The following is a 17,148-nucleotide window of genomic DNA, read 5'->3' as shown; positions in this document are numbered from 1 at the left end:
ACCGTCACGACAGCGCCGCCCGGCCGTGCTCGGCGAGGGCTGCGGTGCCGGATTCGCCCCGGTCGCCGGCGGCGATCACCACGGCGTAGCGGAAGGCCAGTGTCTCACCGTCCGGAAGGTCGAGTTCCTCGCTGAAGAACGGCGCCGGATTGAGGCAGGCGAATTGCTCGCTGCGGGCGAACCATTGCGGCGGGTGCTGCGGATTGGTGGTGTCGTCGACGATCAGCACGGTCGACGCGGTGCCGGTGCCGTCGTGCCGGCCCCGGAAGGCGAACCACTCGGCGCGCTTGCCGCGCAGGTCGTCGGCGCCGACACCGTCGGGTGACTGGACGACGCCGTCGGTGAAGGAGCGCGGACCGCGCCAGAACAGTCCGCCGTATCCGGCGTTCTCCCGGCCTTTCGTGGTGGGTGAGGCGAACGTCAGCGTCGCGCCGGAGACGTTGGTCATCGCCGTCTCGAAGACGAGTGTCCAGATGCCGTCGTCGACCAGGGCCGGTTCGAGTGCCCGCTCCTCCCGGATCACCGGGGCGCCCTGCTGGGAGATCCAGTTCAGCGAGTGAGCGATCCGCCTGTCCGAGATTTCGGAGATTTCGTCATGGATTGCGCTTCCATTGTTTTCCAACTGCACGTAGAACTGGCCGTGAACGTACGTCGGGCCACCCCAGAAATTGTGTTCGCCGACGTACGGCAATGACCAGGCGATCCCCTTGTGCCAGACGTGGTCGTGCGGCCGGAACAACGAGACCACGTCACCGGTCAGCGTGCGGATCGGGTGCAGATAGGGCTTCGGCGACTCCAGCTGCGGAGTCTCCGGACGATAGACGTAGGTGAACAGCTCCACGTCACCGGCCGACACCGTGACCGACTTTCCCACCGCGTGCACCACATCGAGACCCGTCATCACCACGGCGTTCCCTCCCCGTCCATCCGCTCGGCGAACGGGCTGCCCGGCCCGATCTCCCCCGCCCGCACCGGCGCACCGGTGAACGCCGACGCGTACAGCGCTGCCACGAATTCCATCGTCTGTCGTGTCTCCTCGATGCCGACCGGCAGCACACCACCGCCGTCCAGCGCGTCCAGCACCGCGGTCAGCTGACCGCCATGACCACTCGTCACGGTCGACGACGCCTCCCAGTGCACCGTCTCCCCGGGCGCCGGGGTCACCGTCCAGTCCGCGTCGCGATAGCCGTAGAGATGCTCGAGTTCGACGGTCGCGCGCTCGAAATCGAACCGCAGCGCGGAGGTCTGCCGCGGCGAGACCACCGAGTTGACGACCGAGGCGAGGGTCCCGTCGGCGAACGTCACCAGCGCCATCGAGACGTCCTCGGTATCCACCTTCCGGGAACGCCGGCCGGCCACCGCGGTCACCTGTTCCCACGGCCCGAGAATCGAGAGCAACAGGTCGAACTGGTGAATGCCGTGCCCCATGGTCGGCCCGCCGCCCTCGGTCTCCCACTTCCCCCGCCACGGCACCTCGAAATAGGCGGCGTCGCGATACCAGAGGGTGTTGCAGGTGGCGAGCAGGGAGCGGCCCAGCTCCCCTTTCGCGATCATCTCGCGCAGCCGCACGGCGCCGCTGCCGAACCGGTGCTGAAACACCGTGGCGACCTGCGCGCCGGTCTCCGCCGACGCCGCCGCCAGCTGATCGATCTCGGCCAGCGACAGCGTCGGCGGTTTCTCCAGCAGCACGTTCACCCCGGCCCGCAGGCACTCCAGGGCGAGCGGCGCGTGCGTCGACGGCGGCGTGCAGAGATGCACCAGGTCAAGACCGCCTCCGGCCAGCAGCGCGGTCAGGTTCGGCGCCACGCCGGGCGCATGCCAGGTGTCGGCGAAGGTACGCGCCCGCGCGCCGTCCACATCGACGACGGAGGTGAGCGTGATCCGGTCCCGGTGGTCGGACAGTGCCTGGGCGTGGGCGGCGGCGATGGCGCCCGTGCCGACGATGGCCGCGCGATGCATGTGACTCCTCCGGTGCCGATCTGAGCGGCGTCGATCTCGGCCTGCAGTTCCTTGATGAACCCGGCGGCCGCCTGGTCGGGCGTCTGGCGCTTGAACAAGACCTCCTCGGTCCAGCGCTTGACGATCTTCTCGATGTCGCCGGCGCCGAAGAAGCACGATGAGAGTCGATGCCGGTGTGCCCTCCGACATCGATGGAAAACGTATTCCGCAGTGTGCCGCGCGTCATCGTGGACGGTCAAGTGTTTCGATCAGATGACGCCGGAACGCATCGACGTGCTGTCCCGGACCACCAGCGTGCCGGTCACCCTCTGTCGCTCCGGCGCCCGGCCCGGAGTCAGAGCGAGCTGGATGCAACGGGCACCGATCTCGGCGAACGGGATGGCCACCGTGGTCAGCCGGGGCGTCACGTCCGCGGCGAGCGGGATGTCGTCGAACCCGGTCACCGACAGTCGACCGGGCACGTCCACCCCGGCCGCCCGGCACGCGGACAGCGCACCGATCGCCACCAGATCGTTCACCGCCACCAGAGCGCCGGTCTCCCCCAGCCCCGCGGCGATCAGGCGCGCGGTCGCCGCGTATCCGCCCTCGCGGGACACCTCGCAGTCGACGACCCGCACGTCGCCGCCGCCCAGGCCCTCGGTGAAGCCACGGACCCGCGCCGCCGCGAACGTCCGGTCCCGGGTCCCGCCGAGCACCACGATCCGCCGGTGCCCGGTGGCGGCCAGGTGCTCGCCGACCAGCCGGGCCGACCCGTGATCGTCCACCCCGATCGCGTCGAACGGCGTGTCCAGATCACCGTAGGTCACCACCCGGCCGCCGCGCCGTTCGTAAGCGAACAGTTCCTCGGCCAGCCGCGCGCCGTACGCGGTGGTCGCCGTCCAGCTCGAGGTGATGACCAGCGCCCGCGGGCGGAACGCGCACAGGGTCCGGACCGTCTCCAGCTGGCGGGCCGGATCACCCCGGGTCGCCGACACCGTGACGAACGCGTCGACGGCCCGGGCCCGCCGTTCCATCGCCGCCACCACCTGCGCGATCGACGGCGTGGTCAGATCGTCGGCGACCAGGGCGATCGCGTCGCTCTTACGGCGCATGGCCCGCGCCGACACGTCCACGGTGTACCGCAGGGCCGCGGCCGCCTCCAGCACCCGGCGGGCGTTCTCCCCGCCCACCGTACGTGAGCTGCCGCCGAGCACCCGCGAGGCGGTCGCCACCGAGACTCCGGCGGCGGCCGCCACCTCCCGCAGGGTCACGGTCGGCCTGGCTGGGTGCGGCACGCTCGTCCTCCTTCTACCTGCGCTTCACCGGCGTCCCTGATAGACCCGGAAGTCGTCCAGGTGCACCTGACCGTAGTTGGAACTGTTCGCGAAGTACTCGACCTGGGCCACCCCGTCCATCGGGGCGCGCAGGGCCGCCCTGCTCAGCACGGTGGTTCCGTCGACGAGCAGGTCGAAACGCCGGTTGGCGACGTCCACCACACACTGGACGTGGTACCAGCGGCCGAGCTCGTAATCGCCGAGGGTTACCGTGCCGGTCCCGGAGTAGGCGACGATCCTCCCCCGGTCGAAGGCGACACTGACCGCGTTCACGCCGCTCGTGCCGCGCAGGTAGGGGACGCCGAACCAGTGGTTGCCGGAGACGTACGGGTCGTCGCGCATCACCCGGCCCTCGACCGTCACCAGCCCCTTCAGCGGCGGGTCGAAGGTCCGCACGACACTGGTGCCACCGCTGTCGGCGGACCGGGTCAGACGCAGGTGGCCGCCGACCACCTCGACGGCGCCGCCGGAGTGGCTGACGGTCAGGCCGTTGGTGCCGGTGGCCAACGGACCGTCAGGAAGGTCGTCGAAGGTCTGCAGATCACGCTCGTCCGGGACGTCGGCGAGCAGGATCAGGGTGCCGGCCGGCGTGGTCGTGGCGGCGGTGACATCCAGGCCGTCACGGGTGGCCGGGGCCAGGCCGTCCCGGGTCGCGGTGATCGTGTGATCGTCGCCCACCGGCACGTCCACCAGGGTGAACGTGCCGTCGGCGGCGCTGCGGGTCTCCGCCACCGCACCCTGGACGGTGATGACGGCGCCGGCGACGGGCTGCCCGGTCTGGTCCTGGACCTGGCCGCTGATCCGGCCGACAGTGCTCGTCGACGTGAGGGTGAAATGCAGGGTGGCGCGCCGGGCCGAGACGGCGATGTCCGCCTGCCCGGTGGAGTAGCCGTCCCGCGTGGCGGTGACGATCACCGAGGCGGCGAACGGGACGTCCGGGAGGGCGTACCAACCGTTGGCGGCGGTCGTCGTCGTCCGGGCGCCGGCGGCCACCACCGCGCCGGACAGCGGGACGCCGTTCGGGTCGCGGACGAAACCGGCGATGGTCTCGGTGGTGGCGCCGGGCGGTGTCGCGTACTCGAAAGCGCCCCGATCATCGACGCGCGGAACACCGGCGAAATCACGGCCGCCGTCGTCGGGAATCGCCGTTCCGGTGTCGATCGCGGGCGACGCGGCACGCACCCGGAAAGCGTGCGCGGTGGTCAGCTCGGGACCCGACGCGGCGGTGCCATAAGGTCCGGTCACGGCGGGATTCAGGAACAGCGGATCGGCGACGATCGCCCGCGCGTCACCGGGTACGGCGGCATCACTGTAGAGATTCGCGTCGTACGTGATGGTGGGACTCGTCGTCAGCACCGCGCCGGGACGGGTCGTGGACAGGACGTTGTTCCGCACCTCGTAGGTGGCGTTGAGGGAACTCCCGTACCCGTAGATGAGAAAGTTGCTCCGGTCGTTGTGGACGGTGTTGTGGTAGATCTGGGCGCGGGCGGCCCGGTCGGAATGCAGATAGATCTGATGGCGGCTGTTGCTCGCGATCACGTTCTCCCGGACCACCACGTCACCGAAGACGAACTGGCAGAGCAGGATGCCGTCGCCGTTGTGGTGCACGTAGTTGTACTGCACCAGGTGACGGGTGGTGCCCTTGTCCGGGTCGATGCCGTTGGAATCGGCGCCACCGGCCTTGGCGGTCGTCTCGTACACCTCGTTGAACTGGATCGTCACGTCGTCGGAGAAATAGGACTCGATACCGGACGTGCCGGTGCGGTGGACGACGTTGTGTTCGACCACGGCGCCTCTGACGTCGGTCAGATAAATACCGTTGCAGCCGTACGCGGTCCCGCTCTGGGTGATGAAGTTGTTCCTGATCGTCACGTCGGTGTGCGGGGCGAAAGCGGGATCCGTCGCACTGGTCCGGGTGCCCCATCCGGTGGGAACCGCCTTGTCACCGGTGTACTGCTTGACGACGATCCCGGCGAACGACGTGTCCCGGACCGTGGAGTTCTGCACCAGCACGTCGTTGAGAATCGTGGGCGTCTCCGGCGGCGCCAGCGGATCCGGAACGGTGGTGTCCAGCACGATGCCGCCGGTCCTCTTCGACCGGTCCCAGCCGGTGCCCTTGTTCATACCCGGCTCGCTCTCCGCCGGATCACCACTGATCCAATTGACCTCGCCGGTGACGTCGTGCACGTCGACCGCGTCGATGACGAAACCGTCCAGGATCTGGCTGTTGTCGCCGCCGACATGCAATCCGCGCAGGTCCCGGAGATTCTCGCCGGGCATCCCGGTGGGCGGATTCGCATTGGTGATCTCCAGATTGCGAATCGTCCAGTGTTCCTGATTGAACAGGCGGACGGCGTCGGCGACCACGCCCGCCCCGTCGATACGGGGTTTGGCGCCGGGCCCGTAGCGGTCCACCACGATCGGACGGCCGGCGGCGCCCGAACCCTTCGGCCAGAGCTGACCAGTCCACGACTGGCCGGAACGCAGCAGAATCCGGTCGCCCTGGTGGAAGGTCGTGGTGTTGACCCGGTCGAGAGTGCGCCAGGCGGAACGCGGGCCACGGCCGGAATCGGCGTCGTCACCGGTGCCGGCGTCCAGGTAGTAGGTCGTGCCGGATCGGTGCTCCGGACGGTGGACCGGGGTCTGCGGAATCGCGACTGTCAACGCCAGCGCGAGGAGAGCTTTCCAGGACATGGGTGTGCCACTCCTTGTCGTCCGGGTGGCACAGCACGGGCGGGCCCGCGCCCCGGTGATACAGGTGGGGAAAACGTATTCCGGATTGTGCGGGGCTCATCGACGAGCGTCAAGCGCGGGTGGCAGAATGGTGCTGGTGGAGCGGGATGACACCGGCGTCACTCTGCACGACGTCACTCTGCACGGCATCACTCTGCACAGCGTCACTCTGCACGATGTGGCGCGCGAGGCCGGGGTCTCCTACGCGACGGCGTCCCGCGCACTGAACGGCAGCGACCGCACCGTCCGCGCGGACAACGCCGCCCGGGTCCGCGACGCGGCCGACCGGCTGGGCTACACCCCGGACCTGTCCGCACAGGCGACAGCACGCGGATCCAGCAGCACGGTGGCACTGGTGGTCAGCGACATCGACGACCCCTACTTCTCGTCGATCGCGGCCGGTGTCACCGAGGCGGCCACCGACGCCGGGCTCATCGTCACGATGGCGATCGCCGACCGCTCCCCCGGCCTGGAACTGCAGATCGTGCGGGCACTGCGCGGCCATCGCCCCCGGGCCGTCATCATCGCCGGAAGCCGGATCGCCCCCGCCGCCTCCACCTCCGCTCCCGCCTCCACCTCCGCTCCCGCCTCCACCTCCGTTACCGCCTCCGCTTCCGCCGCTTCCGCCGCTTCCGCCGCCGCTTCCGCTTCCGATGACGACGACACCCGGGCGGCGCTGATCGCGGAGTTGGCCGCCTATCAGCAGGCCGGCGGGCGGGTGGCGCTGATCAGCCAGGACGACCTGCCGTTCACCACGCTGGCCATCGACAACACCGGTGGTGCGCGGCAGCTCGCGCTCGACCTGGCGGGACTCGGCTACCGCCGGTTCGCCATCGCCCACGCCGACGACAGCATCCGCACCTCCCACGACCGGCGCCTCGGTTTCGCCGCCGGACTGGCCGAGGCCGGGCTGCCGCCGCCTGCCCTCCTGCCCACCGATTTCACCCGGGCGGGCGGCCGCCAGGCGGCGCTGGATCTGATCGCCCGCGGCCACGGTGACCTGGAACTGGTCTTCGCGGTGAACGACGTGATGGCCATCGGCGTGATGACCGGCCTCCGCGAATCCGGCCTGCTACCCGGCCGCGACCTGGCCGTCGCCGGCTTCGACGACATCAACGCCGCCGTGGACGTCTCCCCGGCCCTGACCTCGGTCCGGGTGCCGTTGCACGAGCTGGGCCGCCGCGCTCTCGCGTCGGCCCTGGCCGAGCCGCCCCCACACACCACCACCGACCGCGCCTCGGCCGCTGTCTCCGGCCCGATGTCCGTCCCGATCCCGGTAGAGGTCATCCTCCGTCCCAGCACTCCCACCCGCCGCCACCCGTGAACCACCGTCGGTGAACCACCGGCTGCAGCCACCGTCGGTGAACCACCGTTCGCAAGTCCTGAAGACGACCCGCCCACCCGGCCGCCGCCCACAGATCCTCAGCCTTGAAGAACGGCTCGCCCACGCCAGCCGTCGCGGACGGTTCCCGGACAGCGGCACGACGACCGCAGACGACGGCCGAACTTCGCCAGCCGTCGTGAGTGGCTCCTCCACCACCGAATCTCGACCGTGCACGACGGCTGAAGCGAGCGGGCCGTCGCCGGCGGCTGTTCCGAACGCGTTTTCCGACCATCAACGACGGCCCATCCGGGCCGGCCGTCGTGAGCGGCCGCCCGCAAAAGCGAAATCGACCGCTGCCACCGGCCGACGCGGGCCAGCCGTCGACCACGGCCGGCCGACACCCCCGCAACAACCCACAGCGGCCCGCCGCCACTCGGCGCCCCGCCGATCCGGGCCGTCGAGCACGGCTGACCGCAGCAGGAGTTCCAACCGTCGACGACGGCAGACCGACTCCGGCATGCCCGGCACGCGATCTTCAGCCGTACGAGACGGCCGAGCGGGACGCCAATGACAGGATCGGGATCATGACTGCTGCCGCGCCGCTGGATCACGAGGCGGCCGCCCGTCTCTGGGAGGAGTACTCCCGGGGCACCCCGCACCTCGCCGACGCGGAGTACACCGTCGAACGGTTCGGGGACTCCGCCGAGATGGCCGACGAACTACTCGGCCTGGTGCTGCACGGCGGGAAGCGGGCCACCGCGTCGCTGCTCGCCGACTTCGCGCACGACAAGACCCCGCTGCCCCGGATCGGCGTCCACTGGATCGTGTGCGACGGTTCCGGCACGCCGCGGGCCGTGCTGCGCACCACCGAACTGCGCATCGGCCCGTTCCACAGCGTCGACGACGCGTTCGCCTGGGACGAGGGGGAGAACGACCGTACCCGCGACGGCTGGATGCGCGAGCACAGCCGGTATTGGCAGCGAGTCCGCGCCGCGCAGGGCGCCACCTGGTCAGAATCGGACGAGGTGCTGTTCGAACGATTCCAGGTGGTCCACCCCCGTTAGACACGTTTCGTGGTCAGGGCGCGAAGCCCGTACGCGTGCTGGCTTCAGGCGCGCTGAGCACCCGAAGTCACCACATCCGTGGTGGCATGTGGTGATTACGGCCGCGCTCAGCGCCCCAAATCACCACACGGATGCTGACCATGGAACGTTTCTAGTCGTCGTCCTCCCGCGTGGTGACCTGCAGTTGCGGCACGCCGCGGGCGCAGTCGAGTTCCACCTTGAGCCGCACGTGCGAATCCGTGTCGCTGCGGAACTCGCCCTCGTCGTCCTCCTGCTCGTGCACCGACCAGCCCTGGGCCGGTGACAGGGAACGGATCCGCTGACAGTCGAAGACCACGATCCCGCCGCGGGTGGCCTGTGACCTGACATCGGACGACGCCGACGGCTCGGACCGGGAAGGAGAAGACGACGGAGAGGAAGAAGACGGAGTAGGGGAAGACGCAGAGGGAGAAGAGGACAGTGACGGGGCCGCCAACGCACGCAGCTCCCGTTCCACCTGCTCCTCGCTGAGCGAGGTGGTCGTCTGCCGGGACGTCAGGCCGGCACCCACCGTGGTGATGCCGACAACGCCCACGAGCACGGCGAGACCCACCGCCACCAGCCAGCCGGTGACGATCACCAGGGGTCGCCGGCCCAGTCGATCGAGAAGTCGCACCCCACCACTGTGCGCCCCGGCACGATAAGACGCGTACCCGGGCACGATAAGGATCGGTTAAGGCCTTACCGGCGGCCCGAGCTGGACGGATACCGTGCAGCGGTGGCCCGACTGCTCCTCATCGAAGACGACCCGGCGATCCGGGGGCCGCTGCTGCGTGCCCTCCGGGAGAAGGGGCATGCCGTCGCGGCCTGCGCCGCGGCCATGGAGGGCCTGCAGACGGCGCTGGCCGAACGACCGGATCTGATCGTCCTGGACCTGGGCTTGCCCGATCTTGACGGGCGGGAGCTGCTGCGGATGCTGCGCGCGGTGAGCCGGATTCCGGTGATCGTGGCGACCGCCCGGGACGAGGAGGCCGAGATGGTCCGGTTGCTGGATGCCGGCGCCGACGACTACGTGGTGAAACCGTTCACGGCGGCGCAGCTGGACGCGCGGATCCGGGCCGTGCTGCGGCGCGGCGGCGTCACCGAGGAGACGTCGCCGGAACTGACTGTCGGCGGCCTGCGCATCGACCCGGCGGCGCGGACCGTCACCCTGGACGGCACGGCCGTGGAGTTGAGCCCACGCGAGTTCGATCTGCTGCACCATCTGGCGCAGAAGGCCGGGCAGGTGGTGACGAAACGGGAGCTGCTCGGCGAGGTGTGGCAGGTACCGTACGGCGGCGCCGACAAGACGGTCGACGTGCACCTGTCGTGGTTGCGGCGCAAGCTCGGCGAGACCGCGCAGGAGCCGCGCTATCTGCACACCGTCCGGGGTGTCGGGGTACGCCTGAGCGAGCCCGCATGAGACGCCGCCTGACACTGCTGGTCGCCGGCACGACCGTGCTCGTACTACTGGCGTTCCTGATTCCGATGGCACTGCTGGTCCGGCAGGTGGCGGCCGACCGCGCGCTCAGCCGTGCCGACGACGTGGTGCAGACGATCGTGCCGCTCGTCGGGGCGGGCGACGTGACGGTCCTCGAACTGACGGTGACGACTCAGCCCGTACCCGTGACGGTCTTCATGCCCGACGGCACCGTGATCGGCGCTCCGGCCGCCCCCACCCCCGCGGTCCGCCTGGCCGCGGCCCGCGGCCGTGCGCTGACCGTCAAGACCGAAAGCGGTCAGGAGTTGGCGGTCGCCGTGGTGGGCACCGCCGGAAACGCCGTGGTGCGAACCCTGGTCACCAACGCCGAGATCAACCGTGGGGTCGGTCGGGCCTGGCTCACCCTGGCCGGACTCGGCGTGGTGCTGGTACTGCTGGGTCTCCTGGTGGCGGACCGTCTGGCGCGGTCCATCACGGTGCCGATCATCGAACTCTCCGAGGTGTCACATCGCCTGGCCGGAGCCGAACTGAACGCCCGCGCCGAGCCCGCCGGGCCACCCGAGCTGCGCGAGGTGGCGGGCGCCCTCAACCATCTCGCCGGTCGCATCCAGGACCTGCTCCGCGCCGAACGGGAACGCGTAGCCGACCTCTCCCACCGCCTCCGCACCCCACTCACGGCCCTACGTCTGGAGGCCGAGTCGTTGCGCGACGCCGACGAGGCGGCCCGGATCACGTCCGCTACCGATCAGTTGGAGCGAACCGTGACCGCCCTGATCCAGCAGGCCCGCCGCAGGGACACGGCCCCGGCCACGGTGTCATGCGACGCAACCGCGGTGGTCCAGAATCGGGTGGCGTTCTGGGCGGTGCTGGCCGAGGACACCGGCCGTGACGTGCGACGACACCTGCCGTCCACACCACTCCCGGTCGCGGTGGCCGCGGACGATCTCGCGGCTGCCCTGGACGCGCTGCTCGGCAACGTCTTCGCCCACACCCCGGACGGCACCGCACTGTCGGTCACCCTGGCCGCACACGAGGGCGGCGCCCTCCTCACGGTCGACGACGCGGGCCCGGGTTTCCCGGCATCGGCGGTCAGGCGCGGCGTCTCCGCGGCGGAATCAACCGGTCTAGGCTTGGACATAGCCCGCCAGATCGCCACCACGTTCACGATCAGGCGGTCCGCCGCCGGAGGCGCCTCGGTCCAGCTCATCCTCAAAACCCCTTGAGGGGTACGCGCTGCCGTAAGTCCCGTCTCCCCCGCCATCGACGGCCGGCCGCTCCGACGAACGGGTGCACCAACCGCCTGAACAGAGATCGCACCCGCAGTCGAGTCACATCCGCAGTCCCGGTTCAGCCGCTGCCGAGTCACATCCGCAGTCCCGGTGCAGTCGCTGTCGCGGTGCAGTCGCTGTCGCACCTGACTTTGGGTGCGCTCGCAGCCCTGCCAGGGACAACAAACGCACCCGATCGCAGCCTCGGGTGCCCCGACCGCCCCGCTAAGACGGCAAAAGCACCCAACAGCGGCTTCGGGTGCGCCGACCGCCTCGTTGGAGACGGCAAGCGCACCCGACAGCGCTCTTGCGTGCAATGGCCGCCCCGACGTAGGCCAGCCCCGGATTTGGGTGCGCCGACCACCCCGACGCAGACCCGCTCCGAGCTTGGGTGCGCTGGCCGCCCTGATAAGGACTGCAGCGGCACCCGGAAACGACTTTGGGTGCGGTGTGTGCCCACTGCCACGTCGGCTGTCGTGACCTGCGACGCGGGTAGGCCCCGCGGCGCAAACTCGCCGCGGGGCCGTGGAAGGTGGGGGATGCGGTAGTTCGTCCGATCGGTCGGCGGCGCCACGCGAGCGGGCAGGCCGGAGGCGAGCAAGCAGGCCGAGACGAGCAAGCAGGCCGAGACGAGCAAGCAGGCCGAGACGAGCAAGCAGGCCGAGACGAGCAAGCAGGCCGGGTGAGCGGGCAGGGTGGGAAAGGTCAGTCGTCGGAGCTGCGACCGCCGTGACCGCTGTCGTCGGAGCCCGAGTCGTCGGAGCCGCGCGCGTGGTGACCGCTGTCGTCGGAACCGCGACCGCGGCTGTCGTCGTCGGCTCGGTTGCGGAGGATTGCGCCGGTGGTGGCGTTCACGTCGATGTCGTACTCGACGCCGTTGTTCCAGATTTCGACGTCCCAGACCAGGATGCCGTGTTCGGTCTCTCGCTCGATGTCCTCTACCCGGCCGCCGCCGGCCGTCCGCAGAGCGATCTGCCCGGCCTGCTCAGCGGTGATCACGGCGCCCCGGGAGGAGCCGTTCGTCGCGGAACTGCTCGGGGAGGTGGGCGGGTTCGTGTCGTCGGAGCGACGGTTCGGGTTGTCCTCGCCGGTGCTCGCCGAGCTGCTCTGGGAGGCGGAGGCGGAGGCGGAGGCCGAGACCGAGGCCGAAGCAGAGGCGGTCCCGTCGTCGAAGCCGCGGCTCTGGCTGTCGTCGAAGGTTCCCGTCACGTCCGGCGACTCCGACGGCGACGACGTGGCCGAGGATGAGGCGGACGGGTTCGGGCTGTCGGAGGCGGCTGCCAGGGCCATGCCGCCCAGGCCCAGGGCTGCGATCGTGCCGACGGTGATCGCCACTGCGGTGCGGGTCTTCCTCATGATGCGTACCTCCGTGATTCCGACGTGTTTCCGTCGTGTGGTGCTGCTTCGTTCTGACAGGAGGAACTTTCGCGGAAAGAGGGCTATCACCACGCTGTCTGTTCGCTAAGGCCCGGATAAGGCGGTACTCGGGCCGCTATCAACGGGGCGTCGATCGGGGGCCGCCACCATTCCGCGAGTGGAATCACCCAGCGGCCGGGTGGGCGTGCTCCCGCCCGGCCGGCGCGCATCGTCGACACCACCCGACCCGACGCCACCCGGACCCGAACCCGGACTGGAGTCCGAGTCCGAACCCGAACCCGGACTCGGGCTCGGGCTCGGGCTCGGGCTCGGGCTCGGGCTCGGGCTCGGGCTCGGGCTCGGGCTCGGGCTCGGGCTCGGGCTCGGGCTCGGATCCAGCCCGGACCCCGACGCCACTCTGCGGCTCCCTCTCCCCAGACGACCGGACATCGATCCCGATGCCACTCAACGGCTCACGCTTGCGCCTGAGGGACAGTCGGAAACCGGGCTGCCTGAATCGGTGGCTACACGGCGGCCCGCCCCGGACCGCGTGGCCACAGGGCATCTCGTCATCTCGATGGCGGCTGTGGTGTTCGGGTTCGCGGCGCTGGCCACGGCCCGAGCCCGCACCCCCGGGCCTGCGCTGTCGATTCTGATCAGCTGGACGGCGGTGGCGGCGACGGTCGAGGCGCTGATGCGGCGGCCGATGCGACTGCCCGTGCTGCCGTTCGCCGCCCTCGCCGCCGTGCTCGCCTGCCAACAGGGTGCACGGGCGGTCGCGATGATGCTCGGTTCGGCCGGGGTGGTCCACGGGACGATCGCGGTGATGTCGGTTCCTTCGCGGCCGAACAGAACCGGTCGTGCTCGGAACACGAGGCAACCACGGACGACGCCGGACCATCGATTCCGGGCAACCGGCCGTGGCACGTAGCGATACGGCCGGGCCCGAGCCACCGAATGCGGCTCACCACGGTCCTCATCACGGGACCGTCGATCCAGAGCGGCCCCTCCGACTCTCCACAGGGCCGTCGATCGCTGGTGGCTCCGGGACACGTAGTTCTCAGGGAGTAGTAGCTCGTACCATAAAAGATTTTTGCGGTTAAACAATCATAAGTCGGTACTGTCAGCTCGGCCGAGCGCCTGTCGAAGAAATAGGTGATCAGAAGGGATCAGCGGTGGCCGGACGCGTGATGCTTGCGGCGCAATACCTGGTGTACGCCTTGGCCCTGGCCGGTATCGCCGCCGCGGCCGGCACCGGCGCCGCGCCGGTCGAAGCTGCCGCCGGGCCGGGGATGTTCTGGTTCGACATCGTTGCCGTGGTCTACGGATGGCGTGCCTGCCGACATCCCGGGCTGGACCCGCCGATCCGCCGGGTGGCCCGCACGCTGCTTGCCGCCTTCGTGATCACTTTCGGTATCAGCCTGACGTTCACGATCACCGGCACCGGCGCGTTCCCGCAGCCCGGTGACGTCCCGCACCTCCTGGTGATGGCCGTGCTGTTCGTGGCGCTGCTGCTCGTCCCGATGCGTGCCGCCTCCCGCCGGGACCGCCTGAAAACGCTTCTCGACGCCGGCACGGTCGTGCTCGGCGCCTCGATGGTGCTGTGGTACGTGGCGCTCGGCCCCGCCCTGGAGAGCGGAAAACGATCAGTCGCGCTGCTTCTCGCCGCGGCCTGTTATCCGGTGGCCGACCTGCTGGTGCTGTTCGCCCTGGCGCGCGCCCTGCTCTGCGGAGACGGCCGGATCGGTCGCCGGGTGCTGACCTGTATCGGTCTCGCCAGTCTCACGCTGTTCGTCAGCGACGCCTATCTGGGGTACGCCCAGTCGCACATGACCACGGTGCACCGGTCGACGTTCGAGTTCGTCTGCTGGCTCACCACACACCTGATGCTCTGCTGCGGCGCGATCGAGCTGTGGCGTCAGACCGTCCATCCGGTGACCGTTTCCGACACCTTTCGGCGCGGTGTGGCCGGCAAACTCCCCTACCTGGCGGTCGCCGTCGGTGTCTCGCTGACGGCGGTGGCCGCGTGGCGCGAGCACGAGGTCTTCCCGTGGCTGGGGCTGGTCGTGGGCAGCACCGGCCTGACCGGGGTGGTGATGCTGCGGCAGGTCCTCGCGCAGAGCGAGACCGCCGAGGCGGCGGAGACCGACGCGCTGACCGGTCTGGCCAACCGGGCCCGGTTGCGCGAGGAGTTGACGCGCGCCCTGCAGCGGTCGGCGCGGACCGGTCGCCCGGTGGCCGTGCTGCTGATCGACCTGAACGGCTTCAAACAGATCAACGACACGCTGGGTCACCTGGCCGGTGACGGCCTGCTGGCCGCGGTGGCCGAGGCGATGCAGGCCTCGGTACGCCAGGACGACCTGGTCGGACGTCTCGGCGGTGACGAGTTCGGCATCCTGCTGCAGTCGGTCGCGGACGAGGCCGGCGCGGCGGCGATCGCCGAGCGGATCATCGAGGCCATCGCCGGCCCGTTCGTGATCGGGTCGGTGCCGATGAGCGCGTCGGCGAGCATCGGCGTGGCGGTGAGCGCCCCCGGCGAACTCGATCCGGACACTGTCCTGCACCGGGCCGACGTCGCCATGTATGACCGGAAACGACAGGGCAGCGGCTGGCAGGCGTGGCAGCCGGATCTGGAGTCCGGCGGCACCGACACCCTCGGCACCGAGCTGGGCCGGGCCGCGGCGGCCGGGCAGCTGCGGCTGTCCTACCACCCGATCCGCACCCTCGACGGTGCCGAGGTCGGCGCGTCGACCGCGCTGAGCTGGGAACATCCGGAGATCGGCACGATCGCCCCGGAGGTGTTCCTGCCCATCGCCGAACGCACCGGCGTGGCCGGGCAGATCACCGACTGGACCCTGCGCCGGGCGATCGCCGACGCCGCGACCTGGGACGACGGCTACGTCACCGTGGCGGTCACCCCGCAGCAGTCCCGCCATCCACGGTTCACCGCCGACGTGTCCGAGGCCCTCGCGGCCTGCGGCCTGCCCGGGCACCGTCTGGTTCTGACCATGACGGGCGACGCCCTGAACGAGACCTCGATCGCCCGGCTGCGCGAGCTGGGCGTCCGGCTGGCGGTCCGCGACCTGGGCCGGACCTTCGAGGCGCTGCACGGCCTGTCGGTCAACGTCCTCGATCTGGGGAGGGCCCGCGGGGAGAGGGAGGTCGTCGAGGCGCTGATCCGTCTCGGTCAGGCGCTGGGTCTGTCGACCCTGGTCGGCGGTGTCGAGGTGCCACCGGACGCCACCGACCTGAGCGGCCTGCCCTCCCCCGCGACCCCGGTCACCCGCTGATCACCCGCTACTCGCCGCGGAACACCGGTGGGCGGCGTTCGAGGCTCGCGGCGATGCCTTCGGCACTGTCGGCGGTGGACCACAGGACCTTCTGCTCGGCCAGCTCGTGGGCGAGCGCGTCGCGTACCCGCAAAGCAAGATCTCCCCGTAGGGTCGCGCGCATCGACCGGATCGCCAGGGGCGCACCCGCGGCGATCTCCCGAGCCAGATCGTGCGCGGTCTGGCGGACCAGGCCCGGCTCGGCGAGGCGGTCGGCGAGTCCGAGGTGTACGGCCTCCGCACCGCCCACCCGGCGGCCGGTGAGCAGCATCCCGGTCGCCGCCTGCCGGCCGATCAGCTCCGGGAGTGTGACGCTGAGCCCGAAGCCCTGGTGAAATCCGAGCTTGGCGAAGTTGGCGACGAACCGGGTGGATTCCTCCGCCACGCGGAAGTCCGCGGCGCACGCCAGGCCGAGACCGCCGCCCACGGCGCTGCCCTGCACGGCCGCGATCATGGGGGTACGCACGTCGAACAGCCGAGCGGCACTCCGGTAGAGCCGGTCCGCCGCGTCGACGTGATCAGTCGCGAAGTCGCCGCTGCCGAAGTCCGCGCCGGCGCAGAAGTGCCGCCCCTGCGAGGCCAGGACGATCACCCGGCAGGCACGGTCCTCGTCCAGTTCCAGGGCGGCGTCGGCGAGCCGCCCGATCAGCGACTCGTCGAAGTGGTTGGCGGGCGGCCGCCGCATCTCCAGCACCGCGACGTGGTCCTCGACGGACACTTTGAGATCCGGGTTCACCCGCATCCTCCCGAATAGACGAACCGAACAAACGAACCGAGCAGACGGACGGCCCGCACCCTGCCAGCACCGCAGTATCGGTCAGTCGGCGGGGTCCCATCGGTGGGACTTCGACGCCGTCCGCATGATGCTGCCGGGCATCGTCCGAGGTCTATCATCCTGGTCACCGAACGTCAGGCCGGTCCATTGATCACATACGCGGGAACGAAGATGTCGCTCTTCCTTAGTTATGCCCAAGAGGACGGCAAGATCGCTGAGGAGATCGCCCGGAAATTGCAGCAGCGACACCATGAGGTGTTCCGTTTCGAGGATCCCGCACAGCGCGGCAAGCAGTGGGTTCGTCGCCTCGAGGAGGAGATCAACGAGGCTCAGGGATTCCTTGCGCTGCTCTCGCCGAGTTATCTCGTCTCGGGGTGGTGCCGCCGGGAAAGGGAGTTGGCACTGATCCGAGAAAACGATCTTCAGGCCGATGGACGAGACACACAATTCGTCCACGTGGCTCGGGTCGGCCCCACACCGTTGACCGATCCCGGATTTCTGCGGACCTATGATTGGCACGATCTGGTCGCGCCGGATGGCATGGTCCATCTGCTGGACGTATTGGATG

Annotated in this window: 13 protein-coding genes and 1 pseudogene; 7 read left to right on the top strand and 7 right to left on the bottom strand. The window is 70.0% G+C overall.

Translation table 11 applies throughout. The features are described from left to right. Nucleotides 1–4: 4 nt before the first annotated feature. The 4 genes from QSK32_RS39835 to QSK32_RS39820 form a co-directional block, all read right to left on the bottom strand. A complete protein-coding gene (locus tag QSK32_RS39835) occupies nucleotides 5–901 on the bottom strand; it encodes a DUF6807 domain-containing protein (RefSeq protein ID WP_045745130.1) in 897 nt (298 codons plus the stop codon). After that, nucleotides 901–1,959, bottom strand: a complete 1,059-nt coding sequence (locus QSK32_RS39830; protein WP_285474844.1) for a Gfo/Idh/MocA family protein — start codon at nucleotides 1,957–1,959, stop codon at nucleotides 901–903. The genes QSK32_RS39835 and QSK32_RS39830 overlap by 1 nt, the downstream gene beginning before the upstream one ends. Nucleotides 1,960–2,207: 248 nt before the next feature. Then, a complete protein-coding gene (locus QSK32_RS39825; protein WP_083449316.1) occupies nucleotides 2,208–3,233 on the bottom strand; it encodes a LacI family DNA-binding transcriptional regulator in 1,026 nt (341 codons plus the stop codon). A gap of 24 nt (nucleotides 3,234–3,257) precedes the next feature. Further along, a complete protein-coding gene (locus QSK32_RS39820; protein ID WP_285474843.1) occupies nucleotides 3,258–5,966 on the bottom strand; it encodes a carboxypeptidase regulatory-like domain-containing protein in 2,709 nt (902 codons plus the stop codon). Nucleotides 5,967–6,102: 136 nt separating this feature from the next. On the opposite strand from QSK32_RS39820, the gene QSK32_RS39815 reads away from it, so the two are divergent. After that, nucleotides 6,103–7,329 (top strand): LacI family DNA-binding transcriptional regulator, encoded by a 1,227-nt coding sequence (locus tag QSK32_RS39815; protein WP_285474842.1) that lies wholly within the window; start codon nucleotides 6,103–6,105, stop codon nucleotides 7,327–7,329. 584 nt (nucleotides 7,330–7,913) lie between these two features. Beyond that, complete coding sequence (locus QSK32_RS39810) at nucleotides 7,914–8,393, top strand: ASCH domain-containing protein (protein ID WP_045745089.1); 480 nt, start codon at nucleotides 7,914–7,916, stop codon at nucleotides 8,391–8,393. 151 nt (nucleotides 8,394–8,544) lie between these two features. Here the strand turns inward: QSK32_RS39810 and QSK32_RS39805 are convergent, their stop codons facing one another. Continuing rightward, on the bottom strand, nucleotides 8,545–9,048 hold the full coding sequence (locus tag QSK32_RS39805) for a hypothetical protein (protein ID WP_045745090.1): 504 nt from the start codon (nucleotides 9,046–9,048) through the stop codon (nucleotides 8,545–8,547). 102 nt (nucleotides 9,049–9,150) lie between these two features. Between QSK32_RS39805 and QSK32_RS39800 the strand changes: the two genes are divergently transcribed. Both QSK32_RS39800 and QSK32_RS39795 read left to right on the top strand, forming a co-directional pair. Then, nucleotides 9,151–9,834, top strand: coding sequence for a response regulator transcription factor (locus tag QSK32_RS39800; protein WP_045745091.1), 684 nt, complete (start codon nucleotides 9,151–9,153; stop codon nucleotides 9,832–9,834). Then, on the top strand, nucleotides 9,831–11,075 hold the full coding sequence (locus QSK32_RS39795) for a sensor histidine kinase (protein ID WP_285474841.1): 1,245 nt from the start codon (nucleotides 9,831–9,833) through the stop codon (nucleotides 11,073–11,075). The genes QSK32_RS39800 and QSK32_RS39795 overlap by 4 nt, the downstream gene beginning before the upstream one ends. A gap of 750 nt (nucleotides 11,076–11,825) precedes the next feature. On the opposite strand, the gene QSK32_RS39790 is transcribed toward QSK32_RS39795, so the two are convergent. After that, nucleotides 11,826–12,476, bottom strand: a complete 651-nt coding sequence (locus QSK32_RS39790; RefSeq protein WP_285474840.1) for a PepSY domain-containing protein — start codon at nucleotides 12,474–12,476, stop codon at nucleotides 11,826–11,828. 178 nt (nucleotides 12,477–12,654) lie between these two features. Here QSK32_RS39790 and QSK32_RS39785 point away from each other — a divergent pair, with 178 nt between their 5' ends. Continuing rightward, nucleotides 12,655–13,407, top strand: a complete 753-nt coding sequence (locus QSK32_RS39785) for a hypothetical protein (RefSeq protein ID WP_285474839.1) — start codon at nucleotides 12,655–12,657, stop codon at nucleotides 13,405–13,407. A gap of 244 nt (nucleotides 13,408–13,651) precedes the next feature. After that, nucleotides 13,652–15,766 carry a putative bifunctional diguanylate cyclase/phosphodiesterase gene (locus QSK32_RS39780; protein ID WP_285474838.1) on the top strand — a complete coding sequence of 705 codons (2,115 nt, stop codon included), beginning with the start codon at nucleotides 13,652–13,654 and terminating at the stop codon, nucleotides 15,764–15,766. A gap of 7 nt (nucleotides 15,767–15,773) precedes the next feature. On the opposite strand, the gene QSK32_RS39775 is transcribed toward QSK32_RS39780, so the two are convergent. Further along, nucleotides 15,774–16,547, bottom strand: coding sequence for an enoyl-CoA hydratase/isomerase family protein (locus QSK32_RS39775; RefSeq protein WP_285474837.1), 774 nt, complete (start codon nucleotides 16,545–16,547; stop codon nucleotides 15,774–15,776). A gap of 204 nt (nucleotides 16,548–16,751) precedes the next feature. Here QSK32_RS39775 and QSK32_RS45605 point away from each other — a divergent pair. Beyond that, nucleotides 16,752–17,048, top strand: a pseudogene (locus QSK32_RS45605) (toll/interleukin-1 receptor domain-containing protein); the annotation flags it as partial. Nucleotides 17,049–17,148 lie beyond the last annotated feature (100 nt).

The organism is Actinoplanes sp. NBRC 101535 (assembly GCF_030269225.1).
Classification (GTDB): Bacteria; Actinomycetota; Actinomycetes; order Mycobacteriales; family Micromonosporaceae; genus Actinoplanes; species Actinoplanes rectilineatus.
The sequence above is the reverse complement of the archived record's forward strand: the minus strand, read 5'-3'. Positions and strand labels throughout refer to the sequence as shown.